Source organism: Phyllobacterium sp. TAF24, assembly GCF_052113785.1.
Lineage (GTDB): Bacteria > Pseudomonadota > Alphaproteobacteria > Rhizobiales > Rhizobiaceae > Phyllobacterium.
In genome coordinates, this window is the sequence record NZ_JBFRDN010000004.1 from 147,509 (window position 1) to 170,818 (window position 23,310).

The 23,310-nt window shown below is 54.7% G+C and carries 22 protein-coding genes; 9 read left to right on the plus strand and 13 right to left on the minus strand.

Annotated features, from left to right (window positions below):
* Positions 1-5: 5 nt before the first annotated feature.
* From AB4Y96_RS05505 to AB4Y96_RS05535, 7 genes are all read right to left on the minus strand, one after another.
* On the minus strand, positions 6-851 hold the full coding sequence (locus AB4Y96_RS05505; protein ID WP_441916178.1) for a TonB family protein: 846 nt from the start codon (positions 849-851) through the stop codon (positions 6-8).
* On the minus strand, positions 851-1,315 hold the full coding sequence (gene exbD / locus AB4Y96_RS05510; RefSeq protein ID WP_441916179.1) for a TonB system transport protein ExbD: 465 nt from the start codon (positions 1,313-1,315) through the stop codon (positions 851-853). The genes AB4Y96_RS05505 and exbD overlap by 1 nt, the downstream gene beginning before the upstream one ends.
* Positions 1,316-1,326: 11 nt before the next feature.
* The gene (gene exbB / locus AB4Y96_RS05515; protein ID WP_441916258.1) at positions 1,327-2,250 is read right to left on the minus strand and encodes a tonB-system energizer ExbB; all 924 of its coding nucleotides are present in this window, start codon (positions 2,248-2,250) and stop codon (positions 1,327-1,329) included.
* Positions 2,195-2,410, minus strand: a complete 216-nt coding sequence (locus tag AB4Y96_RS05520) for a hypothetical protein (protein WP_441916261.1) — start codon at positions 2,408-2,410, stop codon at positions 2,195-2,197. Before AB4Y96_RS05520 ends, exbB begins: the two co-directional genes overlap by 56 nt.
* Before the next feature lie 125 nt (positions 2,411-2,535).
* A complete protein-coding gene (locus tag AB4Y96_RS05525) occupies positions 2,536-3,630 on the minus strand; it encodes a DUF2218 domain-containing protein (RefSeq protein ID WP_441916180.1) in 1,095 nt (364 codons plus the stop codon).
* 147 nt (positions 3,631-3,777) lie between these two features.
* Positions 3,778-4,989 (minus strand): RHE_PE00001 family protein, encoded by a 1,212-nt coding sequence (locus AB4Y96_RS05530; RefSeq protein ID WP_441916181.1) that lies wholly within the window; start codon positions 4,987-4,989, stop codon positions 3,778-3,780.
* 73 nt (positions 4,990-5,062) lie between these two features.
* On the minus strand, positions 5,063-7,147 hold the full coding sequence (locus AB4Y96_RS05535; RefSeq protein WP_441916182.1) for an FUSC family protein: 2,085 nt from the start codon (positions 7,145-7,147) through the stop codon (positions 5,063-5,065).
* Positions 7,148-7,335: 188 nt separating this feature from the next.
* On the opposite strand from AB4Y96_RS05535, the gene AB4Y96_RS05540 reads away from it, so the two are divergent.
* The 4 genes from AB4Y96_RS05540 to AB4Y96_RS05555 all read left to right on the plus strand — a co-directional run bounded on the left by AB4Y96_RS05540 (position 7,336) and on the right by AB4Y96_RS05555 (position 10,740).
* Entirely contained in the window at positions 7,336-8,037 is a 702-nt protein-coding gene (locus AB4Y96_RS05540) for an acid phosphatase (protein WP_441916183.1), read from the plus strand.
* 274 nt (positions 8,038-8,311) lie between these two features.
* Positions 8,312-8,650 carry a hypothetical protein gene (locus AB4Y96_RS05545; protein ID WP_441916184.1) on the plus strand — a complete coding sequence of 113 codons (339 nt, stop codon included), beginning with the start codon at positions 8,312-8,314 and terminating at the stop codon, positions 8,648-8,650.
* Positions 8,651-8,668: 18 nt separating this feature from the next.
* Complete coding sequence (locus AB4Y96_RS05550) at positions 8,669-10,096, plus strand: HAMP domain-containing protein (protein WP_441916185.1); 1,428 nt, start codon at positions 8,669-8,671, stop codon at positions 10,094-10,096.
* Positions 10,097-10,098: 2 nt separating this feature from the next.
* The gene (locus tag AB4Y96_RS05555) at positions 10,099-10,740 is read left to right on the plus strand and encodes a response regulator (RefSeq protein ID WP_441916186.1); all 642 of its coding nucleotides are present in this window, start codon (positions 10,099-10,101) and stop codon (positions 10,738-10,740) included.
* A gap of 39 nt (positions 10,741-10,779) precedes the next feature.
* Here AB4Y96_RS05555 and AB4Y96_RS05560 read toward each other — a convergent pair whose 3' ends face one another.
* The 4 genes from AB4Y96_RS05560 to AB4Y96_RS05575 form a co-directional block, all read right to left on the minus strand.
* A complete protein-coding gene (locus tag AB4Y96_RS05560) occupies positions 10,780-12,525 on the minus strand; it encodes a cation:proton antiporter domain-containing protein (RefSeq protein WP_441916187.1) in 1,746 nt (581 codons plus the stop codon).
* Between the two features lie 200 nt (positions 12,526-12,725).
* Positions 12,726-13,226 (minus strand): DUF1097 domain-containing protein, encoded by a 501-nt coding sequence (locus tag AB4Y96_RS05565; protein ID WP_091882712.1) that lies wholly within the window; start codon positions 13,224-13,226, stop codon positions 12,726-12,728.
* Positions 13,227-13,297: 71 nt separating this feature from the next.
* Positions 13,298-14,203, minus strand: coding sequence for an SDR family oxidoreductase (locus tag AB4Y96_RS05570; RefSeq protein WP_441916188.1), 906 nt, complete (start codon positions 14,201-14,203; stop codon positions 13,298-13,300).
* 49 nt (positions 14,204-14,252) lie between these two features.
* Positions 14,253-14,993, minus strand: a complete 741-nt coding sequence (locus tag AB4Y96_RS05575; protein ID WP_091882718.1) for an SDR family oxidoreductase — start codon at positions 14,991-14,993, stop codon at positions 14,253-14,255.
* A gap of 113 nt (positions 14,994-15,106) precedes the next feature.
* Between AB4Y96_RS05575 and AB4Y96_RS05580 the strand changes: the two genes are divergently transcribed.
* On the plus strand, positions 15,107-16,048 hold the full coding sequence (locus AB4Y96_RS05580; RefSeq protein ID WP_441916189.1) for a LysR family transcriptional regulator: 942 nt from the start codon (positions 15,107-15,109) through the stop codon (positions 16,046-16,048).
* Here AB4Y96_RS05580 and gloA2 read toward each other — a convergent pair.
* Together gloA2 and AB4Y96_RS05590 are read right to left on the minus strand one after the other, a co-directional pair.
* Positions 16,045-16,428, minus strand: a complete 384-nt coding sequence (gloA2, locus tag AB4Y96_RS05585) for an SMU1112c/YaeR family gloxylase I-like metalloprotein (RefSeq protein ID WP_441916190.1) — start codon at positions 16,426-16,428, stop codon at positions 16,045-16,047. The genes AB4Y96_RS05580 and gloA2 overlap by 4 nt on opposite strands.
* An 87-nt stretch (positions 16,429-16,515) precedes the next feature.
* Positions 16,516-17,196: an outer membrane protein gene (locus tag AB4Y96_RS05590; RefSeq protein ID WP_441916191.1), complete on the minus strand. Its 681-nt coding sequence runs from the start codon at positions 17,194-17,196 to the stop codon at positions 16,516-16,518.
* 403 nt (positions 17,197-17,599) lie between these two features.
* Here AB4Y96_RS05590 and AB4Y96_RS05595 point away from each other — a divergent pair, with 403 nt between their 5' ends.
* From AB4Y96_RS05595 to AB4Y96_RS05610, 4 genes are all read left to right on the plus strand, one after another.
* A complete protein-coding gene (locus AB4Y96_RS05595) occupies positions 17,600-17,812 on the plus strand; it encodes a hypothetical protein (RefSeq protein WP_441916192.1) in 213 nt (70 codons plus the stop codon).
* Between the two features lie 96 nt (positions 17,813-17,908).
* Positions 17,909-18,967: a histone deacetylase family protein gene (locus tag AB4Y96_RS05600; RefSeq protein WP_441916193.1), complete on the plus strand. Its 1,059-nt coding sequence runs from the start codon at positions 17,909-17,911 to the stop codon at positions 18,965-18,967.
* A 33-nt stretch (positions 18,968-19,000) separates the two neighbouring features.
* Positions 19,001-20,326: an MFS transporter gene (locus tag AB4Y96_RS05605; protein WP_441916194.1), complete on the plus strand. Its 1,326-nt coding sequence runs from the start codon at positions 19,001-19,003 to the stop codon at positions 20,324-20,326.
* 258 nt (positions 20,327-20,584) lie between these two features.
* On the plus strand, positions 20,585-23,299 hold the full coding sequence (locus AB4Y96_RS05610; RefSeq protein ID WP_441916195.1) for an ABC transporter transmembrane domain-containing protein: 2,715 nt from the start codon (positions 20,585-20,587) through the stop codon (positions 23,297-23,299).
* The last annotated feature ends 11 nt before the right edge of the window (positions 23,300-23,310 follow it).

The window sequence follows — 23,310 nt, forward strand, 5'->3', positions numbered from 1 at the left end:
CGAAATCACTGGATTGTAATTGTCACAGCCGTCGACTGACTCCCACCAGTAAAATCATCCGGTGCGGAGGGAACTGGCGATGCACGACGAACCACATCAAGAATATATTGATCCAGTTCAGGCTTTCCCGAACTGACTGCTATTCTAGATGAGGTGATATCACCGCTTCTTGTAAAAGTAAGAGCAACCCTAGCACTACCCGCTCCATGATTACGACCTCCCGGACGACGCGCATAACGGGCGAGATAAGAATTGATTTTTTCGCCCCAGCTTTGTGCTGCACGGGCTGAAGCCGCACGCGATATGCTCGGCTGCTGTTTTGCTTCCACCACAGTATCGCTCTTGGTTTCCGCCACCACTGTCTTTACTGGCTTACGGACAACTTTCTTCGGAACCTCTTTCTTGGGTTCATCCGGCTTCTTTGGTTCCGGTCTGACAACAGGAAGCGGCACTTCAACCTTCGGCAGTTCAACCGTTTCCTCCGGCTGCACTTCCTCTGGCACAACTTGTTCCTCCGGCGCTGGTTGAGGTTCCGGCTCCACTGGCTTTTCCGGTTGGATTTCGGGAGCAGCGGCTTCCTGTTGAACGGGCTCCGGCGTTACCTTTTCCGGTTCAACAGGCGGCAGTTCAGCAACAGCCTCAGGCACGATTGGCGCTGGCAACGGCTCCATATCGATCATCACGGCAGCTGCAACTTCACCGCCATTTGCGTCTGACTGGTAGCTATATCCGTACCAGCCAGCGCCCGCATGAACACCAATCGCCACGACGGCCGCTGCGGACCACAAGCCAATTTCACGCCAGTTCGTTTGAAACCGGCCTGCCATGGGTGCTACTGGCCTGTCTGGCATTATTGCGCGCTTCCCGTTGGTGCAGGCGTGGCCGGCGCTAACGGTGCGCTTTCAAGCCCGACAAGCGCGATCTTGAGATAACCACTGGCGCGCAAGGTATTCATCAGATCCATCAGCGCACCATAATCCACAGCACGGTCGGCGCGTAGGAACACACGTGTTTCCTTGTCGCCCTGCGTCTTCTGATCAAGGAACGCACCAAGCGTTTCCTTTGTCACCATGTCATTGACGATTGCGATGGTGTGATCTTCTTTTAAAGTGAGATAAAGCGGTTTGTCAGGACGGTTAGCGGGTGCTGCCGTCGATGCCGGCAGATCGACATTGATATCGACGGTCGCCAAAGGCGCTGCCACCATGAAAATGATCAGCAGAACCAACATGACATCGATGAACGGTGTCACGTTAATCTCGTGGTTTTCCTGCAAATCGTCGTCAGAAACGTTGTGTCTGATACCGCCAGCCATGATGTGTACCTTTATTCTGCCGCTGCAGGGCGTGCCTGATGCACCTGAGGTACAAGCGCAAAATCCACGTCACGGCTCACAAGACGTTCAACGCCAGCCGACGCATCAGCCAGCAATTGCCGGTAACCGGTGATCGACCGGGCAAACACGTTGTAGATCACAACTGCGGGGATGGCTGCGACGAGGCCGATAGCCGTGGCCAGAAGAGCTTCCGCGATCCCGGGAGCCACAATGGCGAGATTGGTTGTCTGCGATTCTGAGATACCGATGAACGAGTTCATGATGCCCCACACCGTGCCGAAAAGACCAACGAAGGGAGCGGTTGAACCGATTGTTGCAAGCACACCTGTGCCACGGCTCATGCGGCGCCCAGCCTGTGCCTCGATACGCGACAGACGCGAGGCAACGCGTTCTTTCAGGCCATCCGCACCGGCATAATTGCGCGCTTCCTGCGACATCCGCACTTCCTCGCGCGCCGCATTGACCAATTGCACGCCCGGTCCACCACGCCCTTCAAGCGCCTGTTCCGCATCGCGCAGCGTGCGGGCATTGCCAATTGCACTGAGAGCGCGATAAGCGCGAACACGCGCACCAGCAAGTTCCAACGTCTTGGCGAGCCAGACAGTCCAGGTGATAAGCGAAGCAAAGGCCAAGCCGATCATGACACCCTTCACCACCCAGTCCGCGGCCATGAACATGCCCCATGGTGACAGGTTGTGTGGCAGGTTCGCCTTGTTCACTGCCGCGGGCGCTGCTGGTGCGGAGGCAATTGGGGAGGGTGCAGGGATTACAGCGGGCGCAGAACCAGAAGCTTGAGGCGCAGGAGCACTTTGAGTGGCAGGTGCCGGGGCAAGCTGAAGCACAGGCGCAGGTGCGGCTTCAACAGGGCTCTGTTGTGCAGGTTGCGGTGCCTGAGAAGAGGTTTCCTGTGCCATCACAGGGGAAATCAAAGACAACAGAAGTGCGGAGGTAAGCGCCGCTGCCCTGATCCTTACAGAAACGTTCTGCATTGGTGAAAACCTGTCTGTATTTTTCCGCATGGCTTTTGTCTTTCGCTTCTTCCGCCGCCCCGGTCATCTCGTCGCGATAATGCATCCATTATCCAAGGCTCCGATGCGTGGCGCATGGTCTGTTGGAGCGGCTGTAATATTCCTGAGTATAATAATCAACTATTAACTTCTGCAACCCCGGGTTTTAAATGCTTTGCATTTTTGAGCTTTTCAATCGCTCCGCCGGGCGCTGTCGCCATCAAAGCCTCGCCGCCAATAGGCGACCACATGGTGTTTTTCGCGATCATGTTTGAGTTTTTTACGCAGATGGGCGCGGATTCGTTTGAAGTCGTTAAATTCACAGCCGGCCCACACGAAGATATCAGTTGAAAGAGCGGAGGCATCCAGTTCCTCAACAATATCAGCCAGCTTGCCAGTTGTTCCCGCCGGTGAACCATGACGATATAACCAGCGAACATCAACCTGCGCAGGCGATTGCAATGGCTGCCGGTCATCGGGACCGTCAACCTCAAGAATGACCGTTGCTTTTGTCTGGGCATGCAAATTCTGCAGAATACGGCCGATGGCTGGCAGGGCGGTTTCGTCACCGATCAGCAATTGTTGCGGTGCGCCCAATATGCCGCCTCCGCCCGGTCCTGTCATACCAACAATATCACCGGATTTGGCGTTCAGCGCCCATGTTGCACCCGGCGTATTCTCACCGGGATGAACGACCATATCGATATCGACTTCGCCCCGATCCACGTCGATATTGCGGATCGTATAAACACGGGCGATCAGCGCATCTTCACCGCCCGCCCACACGGGTCGGCCATCGCGGCCCATGGTTGGCCATTTCGGAGCCCTGCCCTCAGGTACGAACAGGAGCCGGATATGCAGACCGCCGATAGCAAAACGGGCCAAATTCTCACCGCGCAATCTTATACGTCGCATATGCGGGGTAAGGTCCTGGGCACTCACCACACGCATTTCGCGGAAGTAAGGAAGCTCCGAGCTGGTCAGGCCATCGCCCACCCAGGATAATTGCGGCTTCTCATTGCCGGCAATGTCCAGAATATTATCGGCCAGCACCATGCGTACGTAAGCAAGGGAGGTCTCGTCATCGGCCTCAACGTCAAGGGAAAGTACGTCGCCAACGATTATCAGATGCGCTTTGCCATAGGGTGTCTGAATCCGCCCTTCCAGATCGTCCCGCTCAACATGTGCATGTTCGGCAAATACATTGCAAAGCTTGTCGAGCATGACACCGGGGGCCAGGAGTTTAACCGCAGCAGAGCTGCTCAGAACATTCGGCGTGGCGGACATCGGTATTCTCCTGGCACTTTCTTCCTGCCAGTCGTCCATAAAGAGGATCGCAGGACAGGTCGCCGGGACCCTAATAAAATATGATCAATTTAGTCAAGTATTAATACGAGGAATTTCTGCTCTTGCACCGATCACAAAAACGGGATGTCAGACAATACCCCAGGCGCGGTAACGTCCTCTACCTGTCATCTCGCGAACGCCCAATTCGGTAATCAGATTTAGAGCACCGCGCGGCGAGACCTTTAGCTCTTTTGCTACCAATGATGTCGAAACCATAGGTCGCGACAGGATCAGATCGATCATACCCGGCAGACTGGATGTGGAGCGCCGGTCCTTCAGCTTTCGCTCCATCTGGACACGGGCAAGGCTCAAACGGTCAATCTCTTTCAAACTGGCCATGGCCGATGTTTGTGCAGCCTCGAGAAAAGCCGTAAGGCGCGTGTTGGGATTACGGGCACGGCGGCGATCGCGTGGTATCGCTCGCAAACCCGCATTGAATGCCCCCAAATGCGCCCGTGTTTTCAAACGCTCGCGCAGCATCGAGGCGACCAGCATGGGACCGAGCCAATGCTGGTGTTGCAAGGGTTCAATCTCTTCCCACGCATCCCAGAGCAAGGCCGCAGCCAGCATGGGAGGCAGATCACGGGTCCGGTCCATGACCGCGAACCATTGGTCCATGCGGCCATCTTCATCCCAGTCGGGATCATAAACCAAGGGGTCACCATCCGGCGTCAAATCCCCGGCGGAAGAAGCCCTCCGCCTGACCTGCTGCTTGCTATCTGCCTCCGGCGAAGGTTTCTCGGCAGGCTGGTTCAACAGGCGTTCGGAACGGTTGAGCAACGCATCCAGCCGCGCCAATTCTTCTTCAAAGGCATTTTCCGCCTCTGATCCAGCTTCTGGGGCAGTTTCGAGTTCAGGTCGCCTCACCGGTTCGCTTGGCACAGGCGCAAGAAGTGCGTCCGCGCCCCAGCGACCGCGCAAACTGGCTATGCCCTTGGGGCTCAATGCCCATTGCGCCGGGCTCGCGGCAATCTGGCGCCGTGTTCGCAATATCGCATGGGCGCGCGTTAATTCATGTGTCGGTGTTCTGATATCCATTCGCGCATCATGGAGAACCAGATCCTCCACATGAACGAGTTCGCCTGCCAGCCAGAGCGCGTTGCAGGCCTCCATGAAATGTGAGCGTGCAATCCAGCCTTCGTTCTCACGCAGCAAACCTTCCTTCGACTGACGGCCGCCCAATTCACCAAAGTCACCCTTGCGCGCGAGCCGCTCGTCCAGCCGCGCCAAGGCATCTTCTGCAGCCACAATAGGGCGAAGCAGCTCTTTCAGGGAGTAATTTGCAGAATCATAAGTCATTGAAATCATGTTAGGCGAATAGTGAAAGTGAAGCTATTGCCTTGAGATAAATGGATGCCTGCAAACACAGGTATCAGAGCGATGGTAACCGGAAGAAGCCTTTTTTGCTTTCGCTCGGCTTCATTCCCAAAGCCAGAGACGGGTGATCCTCGATCATAACCGCAATCAAACGCAACGATGCAGCAGCCTGCAATACCAGCGGCCGATCTGAGACCTCAGCAGTATCTGCCGCAAGCGATCGCGCTGATGCAACATATTCTGCCACAAGGCCGGGGTCCTGTGTCTGCAGGCTTATGATTTTTGCCAGTTGCGCCAGGTTCTCCGATACGCGGTCGGCTATGCCGTGTTCCAGCCGCCCCCACAACAACAATCGGCGCAACCGGATGATCTCTGCCCCTAATGTTACCGAAGAGAGGGCATCGTCCATCAATGTCTCGCCTGTCTCCCGCATTGCTTGCAGGATCGGCATCAGCTGGTTGATCCGATCATAAGCAAGGCTGTTGAACGCAGAGGCATTTGGCACGCGGTCGCGCAAACACAGCCGAACGATATCCGTCCGCAGCGCATTCATCATCCGGTTCACCGTCACCAAGGGCCGCTTCGGCAAAACGACAATGAAAACCAGAATCCCGATAAGAACGCCTATTAGCACCGAAAGGGAGGTTTCCATGAATATGGCAGGTTCGAACGCCATTTTTTCATGGGGTTTCAGGAAGACGATGAAATTGATGGAAAAAGCAGTGGCTGGGCCGACATGCCGTGGATCAGCCATCAGGATCGCAGCTGGCACCAGAACCGGAATGATGAATACAGCAAACCAGAACAATCCCGGAAAATGTGGCAGGACCAACTGGCTGAGAATAAACGCAAATGGTACAGCGTAGAGGGTGCCCCTGAAAAAACCCCAACTCGTTTGAAGCGGGTTGGGCATTGATGCGAAAAGGCTGCACACCACCGCCACAATGATTGCTGCCGCGGCAGCATCCGAGTGCTTGGTTTGCATCCAATAGGCGGTCATCAGGGTTGTTGCGACGATTGCCCTGATGGCATTGACAAGAGCCGTATTGTGATCGCGATAAACAGGTAAAGCCGGTGGCTTCCTGCTTCCAGCGATATATTGCGAACGGCTTCCCAAAGCTGAAAGTCCGTCCAGAGTTGCCTTCAGACTGTCAATAAATTCCCCAAGCAATGTCAAGCGGGCCATCATGCCAATCCGGTCATCGCCCCACGGCTTGCTTTTCAATTCCGCAATCTCTGCTGCGAAGACATCAAGTTTGCCGAGCCAGGGCCCTGTTGCGTCAGGCTTGAAATCATCAGCCATAACATCGAGCAGCTTGCCAAGCTTGTCGCGCAAATTGCGCCATGTCTCATCGGAGGAGACACGATGGGCCACGAGAATATTCACAATGGACAGACAGGACATAAGATGGCCCACCGTATGCCGCGAGTGCCGCCCGTGGGTAACGAGGCTTGGCGCTTCGAGCCGCGCGTGGGCGCGCATTGCCGCCAGTGCCTGCGTATCGGCAATCAGCTTTCTATGGGCGGTTTTCAATTGGGCAGAATCGCCACCGGCAATAGCGTCACTGGTATATCGCGCGAGATCCGCAATACAATTTTCCAACCCTTCAACCAGCGCGGTTCGGGCAAGTTGCGGCTGAAAGAAACGGCTGGCAATACCGGCACAGACAATGCCGAGCATGATTTCCGCGCAGCGGGCATAGGCAACGTCAACCAGGAGATGGGACTGGCCAAAGGCGGGCAACGCAATAATGACCGCGGTATAACCGGCAAGTGCGGCACCATAGGATTCCGGATTGCGCAGCATCGACGCTGCAAAGGTGCACAGCGCCACCCAGAGCGCGATTGACACCACAAACAGCCATTGTATATCGCCCGTCGCCGCCGTTATCCCGATCGCCGCCAGCGCACCGATCAAGGTTCCGGCAAGACGAAACAGGCCCTTGCTGATAACCATGCCGGCAATGGGTTGCGACACGATAAAGACCGTCATCATTGCCCATTGCGATTGCTGCAGGTTCAATGCAAAGGCTGCCATGAGCGCAACAAGCGCTGCAGCATTGGTTCTGAGCGCAAATACCCAAGCCGTCCTACCGGGCCAAGCGGGATGTTCAACAAACTTTTCAATGTATTGAATCATGGCGTCCGATCTGACAGCTAGCGCCTTTCATTATCTTTCGTGGGCGGACCGCACAACGGAAACAGCTTGTCTCTCCATGCGTCTTCTTGCCACCCGGATGTGCCACAGATCGCCCCATTGTGTCACAGGCATGACATCCGGCAAGCGCATGATCGACCTCCCGCAATCACCCTAACGAGGACTATTTCATGCGTAGATTTCTCAGCCTGCTGACAGCATTTGTTTTTGTTGGCCTTACCGCTGCCTATGCTGGCGACGCAAAGCCTTTCGCCGACAATAAGGAGATTGATCTCCTGACGATTTTGCCACCCCCGCCCGCCAATGACTCACCGCAGACCAAGGCGGAACTGGGTGAAGTTCTGACATTGCAGATGACCCGGACTCCGGAAATGGTTGCGCGCGCGCAAGCCGATGCGGAAGAAAATGTCTGGCGTTTTGCAGATGTAATGGGCCCGGATTTCAATAAGGACAAATTGCCGAAACTGGCAGCGTTCTTCGACCGTATTGTCGAGACTGAGGGCGCAGTGGTTGATCCGGCAAAGGATGTTTTCAAGCGTCCTCGCCCGCATCAGTTGAGCGACCTTGTTAAACCGGCAGTAAAACTCTCCAACTCGGGCGCTTGGCCATCCGGTCACACGACGCTTGGCACTCTGATTGGCATTGAATTGTCCAACATGGTTCCCGAGAAGAAGGCCGAGATTATGGCGCGCGCCTGGGAATATGGTAACAACCGAATCATTGGCGGCATACACTATCGCTCCGACGTGGAGATGGGCCGAATCTCGGGCAGCATCATTGCCGCGACGATCATGAAGCATGATGACTTCAAGGCTGAATACGAACCGGCAAAAGCCGAACTGCGTGCAGCCTTGGGTCTTGGCGGCGCTTGATGGCAATCGTCATAAACCTATAAAATAAGCCCGTCATGCCGTTTCATATGCGTGACGGGTGCCTGTTCATCTGGATACTGAGTACGACTTTTGTCGTAGGCACCGGGCTGACCTTCGCCCGATGCGCGACGTTTCAAATAGGCCTACTTTCCGGCCATGCGCTTCGAAGCGTGTGACGATGGAAAGAAAAAACCATGCCCAAACTGAAACCGATATTGCCTGAGCCGCAGGTCAAGCGTGATGCCCTTTACCCCATATTGGTGGTTGGGTGATCATGCGCTATCAGATTCCGCTGCTCTCCATTGAGTATATTACCCTGTCGCTTTTGCTCGGGCTTATACTCATTCCTCTCCTATCACCCTCATTCTGGAGCATGCTGCGCAACACCGCGCTCGCTCTGCTGCATTTGACGCGACTGTTCCAAAGCAAGGCGCCTCGCCTTGATGAGGCGCCAAAGCAAGCCGAGACAATGCCTCAACCGATCCGCAGATCCAGCCAGACATCGGGGGCTCATCGCACGGCCCCAAAAGCACGATATGAAAGCAAAGCTGGCATTCGTTCTGCCGAATGGTATGGAACAAGGGCCCGGCCAGTACGACGCCGGCATAAGTAACCGGCAAGGAATGACAACTTGGGATTGCTAAATGCTCTTCGTTTGAGAGGCCTGTTCGTCAAACTGGTGTTGATGTTTGTTATCGTTGGGTTTTCCGCGCTGTTGCTGGTCAGTATGCTGATGAGCCAGTTTTCCTCCAGCCGCAATGAAAGCAGTATTCGCGACTTCCTCAACGGGCTGGATCGGCCACAATTGAATGCTCTGGCCACGGGTGTTGATCCACGCGACAAGAATGCTTGCAATGCGCTGGCGAGCAAGATTTTCTGGAGTACCGTTCAGGCTGGCATAAAAGGCGTTTCCGACTTCGGCGTTATGTTTTCCGATTTCTATAGCGGGCGATTGCAGGTCCAGATCGTTGATGGTCAGGGGGTTCTCTGCGCAACGCTCCCCGAGGCAACTCCGCTTTTGACAAAGGCGATGACCGAGGCACGGCAATCACCCCAACCCATTCCAGTTTATCGGGACGAAGAAGATTGGGCTATGGTTACTCAGGTGAGCCTGCCCAATGCGGCCAATACGCAGGCGCTCATAGGGTTTCATTATTGGTCGCAATGGCAGCTCTATGACGAAATTGCCAGCGCCACCGTGTACGACTACATCCGAACGTTCATCCTGATCGGCTCCATGGGCGCGAGTGTTGCCGCTTTATTTGTCTGGCGGCTATATCGCCGCATCAAACGGGCAACCAACGCAGCCGATCAATGGGCCGATGGCGATTTGCGGGCGCGCATCAAAGACGGTTCAAAGGACGAATTCGGACGGTTGGTCGAGCGCTTCAACAATATGGCGGATGCGATATCGAAGAGCTTTGATATGCAGAAGGCACTGGCAATATCGGTGGAACGCAACCGCATCGCGCGTGACCTGCATGATACCGCCAAGCAGCGCAGCTTCGTCCTTGGCCTCAAACTCACGGAACTGGAATATGAAGCGCAAGGACATGCACCCTTGTTGCCAACCGTGGAATCTGCCCGGCGCCTTGCCGATCATCTGCAGCAGGACCTTGAGAACGTTGTTTCAGGCTTCAACCTACCCGCCATTGCCGATTTTGGTTTATACGAAACACTGTTGCGCAGTGTTGGCGATTTGCTATCAGGGTCAGGTATTCAATGGTCCATCAATTGGCCGGAAAATGCACGAGATGCATTCGATACGGCGCCTGAAACAGCTCAGGAATTGCTGATGATTACGCATGAGGCCGTTGCCAATGCGCTGCGGCACGCCCAGTGTCACGCTATTCGTATCGAGTGCCAACCGGGAACCCGCTGGCACTGGGTTATCAGCGACGACGGTCAGGGATTTGATATTGGCAGCGCGTCATTTGGCATGGGGTTGTCGAACATGCGCTGGCGTGCGAACACATTGCCGGGCGGGATCATAACGATCACGTCCCAACCGTCAGGCACATCCGTTGACGTGTCTTTCAAACCACCCGCGGCGATATAAGCATGAGCACAACCATAGTCATAGCCGATGATCACGCCGTGGTCCGCGAGGGCATTCGCGGCCTGCTGCGCATTGATCCGGGCTTTACGGTTCTGGCAGAGGCAGAGAATGGCGAGACCGCCATATTGATGGTACGGGAGCACCGGCCTGACGTTCTGTTGCTCGATCTTATGATGCCGGGAATGGGTGACTTCGCCGAAGCCGTGATTGGCATTATTCGCAAGGCCAGCCCCGATACCCACATCATGATATTGACATCAAGCGATGATGACCGGCTCGCCTTCAAGGCCATTGAAGCCGGTGCCCATTCCTTTCTGCTCAAGTCCATGCGCGGCGAACATTTGCTCAATGCGATTCACGCGGCTGGCAAGGGCACGCCGACACTCCATCCCTTGGTGGCCCAGCGTCTTCTGCATTCCATTCGCAATCCTCAGACAAGCGAGTTTGAAGACCTGACCGTGCGCGAGCTCGAGGTCTTGCGATGCCTTGCAGAAGGCGGCAGCAATGCGAGAATTTCGGCACAGCTCAATATTACCGAAAAGACCGTAAAAGCTCACCTCGGAAGCATCATGTCAAAGCTGGATTTGACCGACCGCACCCAAGCGGTCGCCCTTGCCTGGCGCGCAGGCCTGATGAAGCAATAGCCTTGCTCGCTGGCCTTCAAACTGTTCCAACTTGATCGATCAATCTGTCCCCGTTTTATCCGGATTACGGCGCAAGGTGTTCATCTCAGCTCTTTCACGCGCCATATTGCTGACGGCTGTGCGTAATGCCGGATGCCGCGACATGAACATGTTGAAGTCGCGGCGATCAAGCACCAGAAATTCGCAGAAATCGATGGCGACAACATCTGCCGTGCGCCGCCCGCCGCTGAGGAGTGCCATCTCGCCGAAAAATGCTCCGGGCTCCAAGCGCACGGGGTCGCTGTCAAGCTGGACCTCCACCGCTCCGGACGCGATAAAATACATCCCGTCACCCCTGTCGCCGATGCGAATGATACGCTCACCCGGCGATGCCGATTTGGGTTTGAACAGCAGCAGCAATTCTTCCTGTGAATGTTCATCCACCTGCGCGAACAATGGAAAAGTATCGATCAGCTGCTGCATCTTGAGTTGATGCTGCCTGTTTCTTTCATCGCTCAATGCCCTGATATCACCGAGTTCGCGAGCAAGAACGTCATGCCTTTTCTTGCCATAACTGGCAAAGAATGACGGCCATTTGTAGTGGAAACCTTTCTCCAAAACCTCGGCGCCCCAAAACACAAGTGGATTGATCGTGATCGAGAGGATTGCTCCGGCCAGAATAATATCCTGACCTTCTCGCGGCAGAAGCCCCAGCGTGACACCGAGACCAGCCAGAATGAACGAGAATTCTCCGATCTGCGCGAGGCTGGCTGCCACGGTCAGTCCCATCCCGACCGGAAAGCGCAGCAAAAGCACGATGCAAAACGCGATCAGCGATTTACCGAAGATGATGAGCGCGAGCGCAGCTATCACAGCCATAGGCTCCCGCAGGAGAATGGACGGATCAAACAGCATTCCGACTGAAATAAAGAACAGGACCGAGAATGCATTCTGCAGAGGTAGCGAATCTGCGGCGGCCCTGTGACTGAGGTTCGACTCACTCATGACGACACCGGCAAAAAAAGCACCCAGCGCGAATGATACACCAAAAATCTCTGTCGCCCCGAACGCAATACCAAGCGCGATAGCAAGAACGGAAAGGGTGAACAGCTCTTGCGAGCCAGTCCGTGCGACCAGAGTAAGCAACCAGGGAACCACTTTCGGCCCAAGGAAGATCGCCATGACGGCGAAAGCTCCGACCTTCAGCAAGGTTATCGCGATTGTCAGCACGAGTGGCATTCCACCGGCAGCACTTGCAGCAGCGCCAAATCCCTGAGCTCCAAGAATCTGTGCCAATGCAGGCAGGAGCACCAAAGCAAGTACCATCGCCAAGTCTTCAACGATGAGCCAACCAACCGCTACACGGCCGTTTGCTGAGTTCACCAGATTGCGCTCTTCCAGCGCTTTCAGCAAAACAACGGTGCTGGCAACGGAGAGACTGAGGCCAAAAACCAAACCGGCACCAATCCCCCACCCCCATAGTTCACTCAAGCCAACACCGAGCAGTGTAGCGAGCACAATCTGGGCAATGGCACCGGGAACCGCGATGCCTCGAACCGCCAGCAGCTCCTTGGCGGAGAAATGCAATCCGACCCCGAACATCAGAAGAATGACGCCCATTTCCGCGAGCTGTGATGCTAAAGCGCCATCCGCAATGAAACCCGGCGTAAACGGTCCCATCAGAATTCCGGCAACCAGATATCCAACCAGCGGAGGCAGGCGCAGACGATCCGCTAGATATCCAAACACGGCTGCAAAGACAAAACTGACCGCCACCGTGGCTATTAAAGAAACTTCGTGATGCACGTCCGCCCTTTTGTTCTTTTTGATGATTTTCCACTCAGACCAGACAAGGCTGGCCCGACTTCAACCCATACAAGTTAGATTGCATGGAACAAAGCCCAAAATCACATCGGGCGAGACGAAGATCATATCCGGGCCTAACAGCACCCGGCAGGCAAAAGCCGGAGCATTGCCCCGGCTTTCCATCCTTCTGTTGATGAACGTTACCGGCGCGCGATCTTCGTTTGCCATGTGTGGGCGAGCCATGCGGCAAAAGAACCAAGCCCGCTGACTGCAGCCAGTTCAGAGAAGGCAAGAACACCGGGTTCAAGGTGCGCGGCAAAGAACGTAATCAGCCCGAGGAAATAGCTCGGCACGTTGTTCAGATGTGGAACGGCGCGCAGCGACACGACGACGATGGCAACCACAAAGACCACGGGGCCAAATGCAAATGGTCCGATCAGCGGCATCAATTGGCCTACTGCCAGCGCAGCGCCCATGCCGAATGCCACACCGATGGCGAGACAGAGATAGCTGAACAGCGCTTCTTTCGCCGAGTGACCCCGGGTGAAGAATGCGACCCAGCCCATAAACATGGCCCAGACAGGCCAGCCGACGCTGGCGGCAGTGGTGGCGGCGACGGCGGCTGTAATGGCAGCAGCCAGAGTGAGAATATTGAACTGCATGGAGGTAGGCGCCAGTGTGGCTTTGGGTTGCGAAGTCATGATGTTCTCCTTTGAAGGTTACCGGCTGACAGCCAACCCTTTGAGGGCTGGCCGATAGCGGTGAATTGGATTTACGCGTTGGTGTTTGCTGGCTTCAGCAGGTCTTCAAGACCGATTCGACGGAACATTTCGGCCCGGACACGGTCAGCAACACCGTTGACGATCTCAGCTCCGTCCTGCGATGGATCGATATGGGTGCGGAATGGACGTGTGCCGAATGGCATGCCAATCACATCGACAATGGCAGTTGCGACAGCACCGGCGTCCGCGTCGGCAGGTTCCAAGGCAGCGAGCCCCTTCAAGGCCATATCAGGCACACCGGCATAGGGACCTTCATTATATTCGTCGGCGCGCTCCTTGTCGGCGGGCGAACCGGAATGGGCAAAATGGTTGGTGCCCTTCGTAAAAGCGCCCGGAACGATAATCGCCGTTTCAATGCCCCAGCGGGTGAGTTCCGCCGCATAGGATACGGCAAGGGAATCCATCGCTGCCTTGGCGGCAAAATAGGGCGACAGATATGGCGGTGTACCACCCCGGGTGCTCGACGAGGACACCCAGACAACAAGTCCCTTCCCCTGCTTGCGCAGATAGGGCAGCGCGGCACGATTGACGCGCTGTGTGGATAGCACATTGATGTCGTAAAGTTCAGCGAACTGTTCCGGCGTGAAAGCCTCTGCCGGGCCAAAGGACATATGGCCCGCATTGTGCATGATCACATCGAGACGACCCGCATCGGCAATGATCTTGGCTATGCCTGCTTCGACGGAAGCGTCGGAAGCAACATCCAACTCAACCGAGCGCAGATCGACGCTGTGTTCCGCAGCAAAGGCAGCTGCTTCTGCAACCTGCGGCGCATTGCGCCCCTCCGTGGCACGCATTCCGGCATAAACCGTGTGGCCTGCCTGCGCCAAAGCGCGGGCTGTAAGAGCACCAAAACCGCTGGAAGCGCCAGTAACAACAATAACTTGCTTGCTCATGATAATATTCCTTCTGAATTGCTTGATGTTGTTTGTTAGAAAAGCTCAGTCAGGCAACGCCGCCATTGGCGCGAACGATCTGGCCATTGATCCAGCCGGCATCGGGGCCGACGAGGAAGGCAACAGCACGGGCAATATCGTCAGGCTGGCCCAAGCGCTCGAGTGGCGGCATCTTGGCAAACTGGGCGACAAGCTCATCACTCTTGCCCGTGAAGAACAGCTCCGTAGCAACAGGACCGGGAGCCACCGCATTGACGGTGATATTGCGGCCGCGCAATTCCTTGGCGAAGACATGGGTGAAGGCTTCGACTGCAGCCTTGGTACCGTTATAAATCGCGTAACCCGGCATGTTCAGCGCAAGGGTCGTGCTGGAGAAATTGACGATCCGGCCACCATCCCTCAGGCGTTTCGCTGCTTCACGCAGCGTGTTGAACGTGCCTTTGACATTGATAGCAAAATGGCGGTCAAATTCGGCGTCACTGGTTTCGGCCAATGGGATCGCCTTCAGGATACCGGCATTGTTGACGAGAACATCCACCCCGCCGAAGGCAGCTTCTGCCGCATCAAACATACGGGCAACGGCATCCGCATCACTCACATCTGCCTTGGCAGTCAAAGCACTGCCGCCATTGTCTTCGATCTGACGCGCCAATGCCTCAGCTGGTGCAGCATCGCCCGAATAGTTGATGACGACTGTGAAACCATCGGAAGCGAGGCGCTGGGCAATTGCGGCACCGATACCGCGCGATGCACCAGTCACGATTGCGATCTTCTTTTGTGGTTGTGTCATGGTCTTTCTCCTTCATGTCTGCGCCGCAGCGCTGTTGATGAAGGCACCATGCACTATTTATATTTCCGGATAATCATGCAATAACTGGCATCACTATTCGGGATATACAAACAATGGATACATTGGACGCCATGCGGGTTTTCGCCCGCGTTGTAGAACGTCGCAGCTTCACGCTGGCGGCAGAAGATGTTGGCTTGCCTCGTTCAACGGTGACGAATGCGGTACAACAGTTGGAAGCGCGGCTGGGCATTGGCCTTTTGCAACGGACCACACGGCACGTCAGTCCGACGCTGGATGGCGAAGCCTATTACCAGCGCTGTCTGGTCATTCTGGCCGATATTGAGGATGCTGAGGGTGCATTTGCCGGTGCAAAACCAAAAGGGCCACTGCGGGTGGATGTGCATGGAACACTTGCCCGGCACTTCCTGCTACCCGGACTGCCCGCATTCCTGCAAAAATATCCCGAGATACAATTCTATATGAGCGAAGGGGATCGGCTGGTGGATCTCGTGCGCGAAGGTGTCGACTGCGTGCTGCGCGTCGGCGATCTGTCCGACAGTGATATGATAGCGAAACGCGTAGGGATGCTTGAAGAGATAACTCTGGCCTCATCAGGCTATATTGAGAAATTCGGCATGCCGGAGCATCCGGACAGACTCGACGGGCATCAGATGATTGGCTTCCGCTCGACCGCGACAGGGGGAATTCTACCGCTTGAATTCCTTGTGAATGGCCACGTCCGCAATGTCATTCTGCCTGCACCCGTCTGGGTGAATGCAGCGGAAAGCTTCGTCACCGTGGCTCGACTTGGGCTCGGATTAATCCAGATCCCCCGCTATCACGCGGAAGCTGACCTTGCTGCTGGCACGCTTGTTCACATTCTTCCGGGCTTTCCGCTTTCACCAACCCCGGTATCCCTGCTCTATCCGCGCAATCGCCAGCTTTCGCCGCGCGTGCGAGTGTTCATTGATTGGATATCGCAGGAATTTGCCAGCCGAAAGGCCGCAGCGGCAGAAGTGGACGGTCAGGCAATTGTCGAGGTTCCGCAGCACTAACCCACTTCGTAAATCTCGATGGGAAGACCATCAGGATCAGCAAAGAATGTGAAGGCGCGTTTGGTATAGGGGTCAATCCGTACAGCCTCAGTCTCGACACCCCTCTCCTGCAACAAAGCCAGAGTATCGGCGACGGACTCAACGGCAAATGCGAGATGCCGAAGACCACACGCTTCAGGCCGCGACGGACGTGCCGGAGAGTGCGGGAAATGAAACAACTCAATCTGGGTATCGCCAGACCTTAAATCACACTTCCAAGACTGACTATCTGATCGCCAGTTTTCACCAATAATCTCGTAACCGAGCTTCTCAATATAGAACGCCTTCGACCGATCATAATCGCTGCAAATGACTGCGACGTGATGAAAGCGTGAAAACATGGCTATTCCTATGTGTGCTGGCCAATGCCATGCATATGACTTGGCTTGTCATTCCTCTGGCACGCTCAAGCAATATTTATTGACTGCCTACCACGTATTGAAGCGAACACCCGCGCGAATTTGATGCGTTTTGATCCCGTCATCGCTGACAGTCACGTCTCCGTTTTTATACAGGTCGGCACCGTTGATGTTTGCGTAGCGATAGCCGAGATCCAATTTTAGCCTTGGCGTCACATCAATGGCAACACCCGCCATGAGCGCCCATTCAAAACGATTGGTGTCACCGGATTTGAGACCCGGATAGACAGGGCCCTGAAAGTCGTAGTTGACATTGGCAAAGCCGACGCCACCACCGACATAGGGCGTAATGCCATAATATTTGCCGAGATCCACATAGGCGTTCGCCATGGCTTCCCAGAGGTCGGCAGTGGTTTCAAAATAAGTTGTATCGCGCTGGCTGTAACCGACGGTGACATCGCCACGCAGATAATCATTGAACTGATAGCCAATGCCGATAAACGGCGAAAATCCGCGTTTCATTTCATAATCACTCGGAGAACTGCCGCCAACAAAGTCAACTTTGGCTTTTACGTCGGACTTAAAATTGTAAGCCACGTCGCCGCGCAGATACCAGCCTGACGCTTGTTCAAGCGGCGCATATACGGGGGCCTCCGGTGGATAGGCTTGTCCAAGATCGGCAGCAAGAACAGGTCCTCCAAAGAATGAGAATAAGGAGGCAGCAGAAAGGACTGTTATGTTCAAACGCATCGTGAAATCCCGAGATGATCGTCAGAGAGGTAAACTTCCGTTGTCTATACTTTAGGTTGAGCCCGTTAAGTTCTGGTTAAGCATAATTTGAAAAGCAAATGCCTGGCACACCAACTGGATTTGGAGGTGTAATTGGTATATCAATCACTGGTTGGATTTGTGTCTGCAGGTGATGCCTCATGCACGACGACGAGCAGGACAATATGAGTGAATATGCGCCATACCTTACCAGTTTGGTGCCATATCTCGTCGGCTTTTTTGTAATGGTGCCGTTGGTCATGTGGCTCGGCCGTTCTTGCAGCCATATTCTTCCATAATTATGGAATCTTCGATTGACGGAACGTCAAAAACCACAATAAATTGGGAGTGTCATTTCCGACAGGCCATCCAGCAATTGGTGAGCATGACGCCGCGCGATCCCTTCCGCACCTTTCTCTGGCTTGCCCCCATAGCTTTGTTTGTTTTTGCCTGCACCTGGTTGTTTGGATACAGTTCCTTCCACTCCCGATCGCACTACAAAGCGATGTTTTGCGCCGTGCAACACGATCCGGAATTATCCGAAATGAAGCGTAAAAATGCGGGCTGGGCCCACAGCATTTGCCATCAGGACTGGTGACGCTGAGGGTGCACTGAACCTTCCAGATTGCATTGCGCGCAACAGCGAATAAGCTTTGAACACGACTCACCGCAACCTGATCAAGAAGCGGAATTTATGAAACTGTTCTTTGCCAGCCAGCAAATGGCGCACCAGCCCAAACAATATATGATCAATGGCCGGATTACCGATCCACTTGAAAATCCGGCACGCGCCCACACGCTGATCGATGCCCTGACGAAACTGGGGTTTTCGCAGGAAGAGCCCGGCGATGCCGGGCTTGATCCCATCCACGCCGTGCACGCTGATCACTACGTCGCTTTCCTGCGAACCGCCTATGACAGGTTCATGCAGTTGCCAAACCATGGGCCTGAAGTGCTGCCGAATGTCAGTGCATATCAGGGCGCTGGCCAAGATTTGGCCGCACGTTCACGCCCGCGTCCAACAGGCGTTTTGGGTCAGGCTGGCTGGTACATCAATGGGCTCTCCTGCGCGATGATGGAACACACCTATGCGGCGGCCTATGCATCTGCACAGACAGCAATTGCCGCAGCCGATGCCGTCTTGAATGGTGCGCGGGCGTCATTTGCGCTTTGCCGCCCACCCGGCCATCACGCCTATGCGGATCGCGCAGCGGGCTTTTGCTATTTCAACAACGCGGCAATTATCGCCCAACGCCTGCGCCAGCAACATGACCGCGTGGCGATCATCGATTTTGATACGCATCATGGTGATGGCACACAGGCCATTTTCTATACCCGCGACGATGTGTTTTTTGGTTCCACTCACACCGATCCATCAAACTACTATCCGCATTACAGCGGCTATGCGGACGAGACAGGTGCCGGTGCGGGCCAAGGCGCCAATCTTAATCTGCCTTTGTCCGAAGGCAGCGGCGATGATGCATTTATCGAAGCCAACAGAAAGCTGGCCGATGCGGTTGCCAAACATGGATCGACCGCATTGGTGATATCGGCAGGCTGGGACGCACACCACAACGACCCTCTGTCAAAACTCAAGGTTACCACGGAGGCCTATGCGGAAATCGGGAATATATGGGGCGCGGTCGATCTGCCAACCGTGATTGTTCAGGAAGGCGGCTATTCACTGAGCGCCGTTGCCGAAGCAGCGCCCCGTTTCATGGCTGCCTATCAGGAATTGCGGGACAGGTCGTAGACGAAACCATTTGGAAGAGCGGGGGACGAGGGAATGACACAAGCAACCATTGAGAGGCAACCGATCCGGGCTGCCTTGGGAGCCTTCGTCGGCACCATGATCGAATGGTACGATTTCTATATCTACGGAACAGCGGCGGCGCTGGTTTTCGGCGATGTGTTCTTTGCATCCACCGACCCGATCATGGGTATCCTCGCATCTCTCGGCACGTTTGCGATTGGCTTCGTTGCCCGGCCTTTCGGCGCTTTGCTCTTCGGTCATTTCGGTGACAAGGTTGGCCGCAAGAAATCCCTGATTATCACTCTGCTGTTGATGGGCGTTGCAACAGTTCTGATTGGTCTCTTGCCAAGCTTTCATTCTATTGGATTGACCGCCGCAGTTCTTCTGGTGGTGCTGCGTCTGGTGCAAGGCGTTGCGGTGGGCGGGGAATGGGGCGGCGCGGTTCTCATTGCCGCAGAACATGCCCCGCCGCGCTGGCGGACCTTTCTGGCATCTGCCCCGCAATATGGCAGTCCCGTCGGCCTTATTCTGGCCACCCTCGCCTTCCGTACAGTTTCCGACCTGCCTCAGGAGGACTTTCTAAGCTGGGGTTGGCGCGTGCCGTTCCTCCTGAGCGGCGTTCTGATCATCTTCGCTTTCATCATTCGGGCAGGTATCAATGAAAGTCCGGAACTTCTGGAGCGGCTAAAGGAGAAATCGGTTCAAAGCGTTATCCCGGCCAAGGAAATATTCCGTACAAAGAAAATGTCCTTGCTGCTTGGCATGGGGTTGTGCCTGCTGGGTGTCGCTGGCTTCTATTTCATCACCACCTTGATGATGACATTCACAACCACATCACTCGGCATCAATCGTTCTGATATGCTGGTGTTGATTTCCTGGGTTGGTGTGGTCGAACTGTTCGCCTTTCCCGCCGGTTCCTACATCGCCACGCGATATGGTGAACGCTTCCTGCTGGTTGCCATGGCCGGTGCGGCCCTGCTCTTTGCCATTCCCATGATGATGCTGATCGTCTCCGGTAATCTGACCAATATCTATATCGCTATCCTTGGAGCGACTGTCTTCCTCGCAGCCCATTACGCTGTCATGGCACCGTTCCTGACGCGCGCCTTTCCCGTACATCTGCGTTACACGGGTATTTCGCTGTGCTCATCGCTGAGCGGTGCCATTTTCAGCGGATTGACACCCGTCATCGGTGTCTGGCTCGTGCACAAATACGGGGTTCAATGGGCTCCGCTGGCATTCCTGTTCATATTCATTGCGGGAGCGAGTTTCGTGTCCAGTCTCCTCTTACCTGTGGATGACAGCGCAGCAGAAGCGCGTGCAACTCCGGCAACAGACCCTGTTCAAAGCAGCGCCTGATCCGAAGGTTCGACATCCATGACCAAATTTGCCCCCATACAATTGGGAGCAAGCATATAGCGTTCAGCTACCCTGTGTTGTAAACTGGGTAGCTGAAAGGTTCGGGGGATTCCTGCCAGTCCCATAAAATTTACCAGCTGCCATCCATTTTTGCCCTCCAATTCATTGCACCTAATGGTTTCAAAAGGAGGATCTCACCGAAACACAACCTATTAGAATTGTTCAGAATTCAGCTTATTTGACAGCTTACGGTTACCCATGGAAAAAAGTCTAACACGCTACATCTGGTCGAACACACGGTTCCAGCAAATATGGATATTGACGGTCGTTGCGGCCTCTATGGTCCCGTATTTCCTGTCGTTCGATTTACCGAAACAGATTGTCAACGGCCCCATACAGGGCACCGGATTTGAAGCTGAGGGTGCGACCCAGACCTTCATGCGCATCCAGTACACCCTGCCCTATTTCGGCAAAGTGATGTTTTTCGAAGGGCTGCAACTAACGCGCTTTCAGATGCTGATGGCCCTGAGCCTCGTATTTCTGTTGCTCGTTGTCATCAACGGTCTCTTCAAGCTCTATATCAACACATATAAGGGCCGGCTTGGCGAACGCATGTTGCGCCGCATTCGCTTTGAATTGATTGATCGCGTTTTGCGGTTTCCGCCCAGCCAGTTCAAACGGGTGAAATCAGCCGAAATTGCCACGATGATCAAGGACGAGGTGGAGCCGATGGGTGGCTTCACGGGCGATGCTTTTGTCCAGCCGGCCCTTCTCGGGGGACAAGCCATTACGGCGCTTGTTTTCATTATCCTGCAGAATTTCTGGCTTGGTATGATCGCCGCAGGCATTGTCGCCGTACAGGGCGTCGTCATTCCTCGCATGCGCAAAAGATTACTCGAACTTGGGCGCCAGCGCCAGTTAACAGCGCGCGAACTTTCCGGTCGTGTCGGCGAAATTGTCGACGGTATCGGCACCATTCACGGTAACGACACCTCCAATTACGAACGCGCTGATATTGCAGCACGTCTCGGGCTCATCTTCTCCATCCGCTATGATCTTTATCAGTGGAAGTTCCTGGTCAAATTCATCAACAACTTCCTCGCGCAGGTTACGCCCTTCCTGTTCTATTCCATCGGCGGCGTTCTTGCGTTGCAGGGCAGGCTTGATATCGGCCAGCTTGTGGCTGTCATCAATGCTTATAAAGATCTGCCCGGCCCACTGAAGGAACTGATCGACTGGGATCAGTCACGTCAGGATGTTCAGGTGAAATATGCGCAGGTAGTCGAACAATTCAATGTCGATATGCTGGTTGACCCGCATATTCAGGCCGTTGTTCACGAACCTGTCGGCAAGCTGGAACACTCCCTCAATGCCGTGAATCTCACACTTTCTGACGATAGCGGCGCACGCATCGTCGAGCATGTTTCACTTGAAATCAAACTTGGCGAGACAGTCGCCATCGTTGGCACAAGCGGCAGCGGTGGTGAGGCAATTGCCGAGGCGTTTGCCCGCCTCCTGTGGCCCGATTCCGGCCGCATCACCATTGATGGTAAGGATATTCTCGAACTGCCGGAATCCATCACCGGCCGCCGTATCGCCTATGCTGCCTCGGACGCTTATTTCTTCCATGGAACACTGCGCGACAATCTTCTTTATGGTCTCAAACACGCTCCGTTGACGAAGGTTGAGTATGAGGGCGCGAAGGCAACCAAGTACAAGTGGAACATCAATGAGGCTCGCCTTGCGGGCAATCCCGATCTTGATCTCAACAGTGATTGGGTGGATTACCAGTCCGCAGGTGTCACAGGTCCACATGATCTCTTCACCGTGGTAAGACCCGTGCTGGAAGCGGTGATGATCTCGCAGGATATTGTTGATCTGGCACTTCGCTCGCAGGTGGATACTGCAACGCATGCCGATCTTACAAGCCGCATTGTGGAATTGCGCCAGGCCTTGCGCAAAAGCCTCAAGGATGAGGACCTCGACGGGCTCGTGGTGCCGTTTGAACCGAAGGCCTACAACCCACAGGCAACCATTGGTGAGAACCTGCTTTTCGGCACGGTGAAACGCCCGATGATGACCAACCTGAAGCTTGCTGCCCATCCGTACTTCCGTTCCGTGTTGCGGGACAGCGGTTTGAACATCGATCTGTACAATATGGGTCTCGAAATCGCAGCCAACGCGATTGAACTGTTCGAGGATTTGCCACCAGATCATCCGTTCTTTCAGCAATTGACGTTCATGACTGCGGATGACATTCCGACCTATCAATTGCTGTTGCAAAAGCTGCAGGGACGCGATTTCGATGCGGCTTCGCCGGATGAACGGTCAAGCATCATCCGCCTGAGTTTTGCCTATATTGAGCCAAGACACCGTTTTGGTCTTTTGACCGATGAGCTCATGGCTAAGATTGTCGATGCGCGGCTTCGTTTCCACAAAAACCTGCCGGATGATCTTAAAGCTGTGGTCGAACGCTATGATGCCAAGAAGTTCATCACATCGGCCAACCTAATGGACAATGTTCTCTTTGGCAGAATTGGATTTACCCAGGCAGACGGGCCGGAACGCATACGCGTTATCCTGCGTGATCTCTTCGATAAGCTCGGTCTTTATGACAGCGTGCTATCGATCGGTCTGGATTTCGATGTCGGCTCGGGCGGCAAACGGATCACCAATGTGCAACGACAGAAGCTGAACGTCGCCAGAGCCCTGCTCAAGCGCGCCGATTATGTGATCTTCAACCGTCCATTGCCTGCCCTTGATCAGCGTGTGCAGGATCAAATCATGCGTAATATCCTGCAAGACCTGCATGTCGAGGGCCATGCACCTGCAATCATCTGGGTGCTGGCTAATTCTTCTCTGGCAAACTTGTTTGATCGCGTCCTCGTGTTTGACCGTGGTACTTTGGTTGAAGACGGAACACACGCGACTCTTTTGGAGAAAAACGGTATATTCAAAGAACTAGTATCGTAATACTCTGCGTT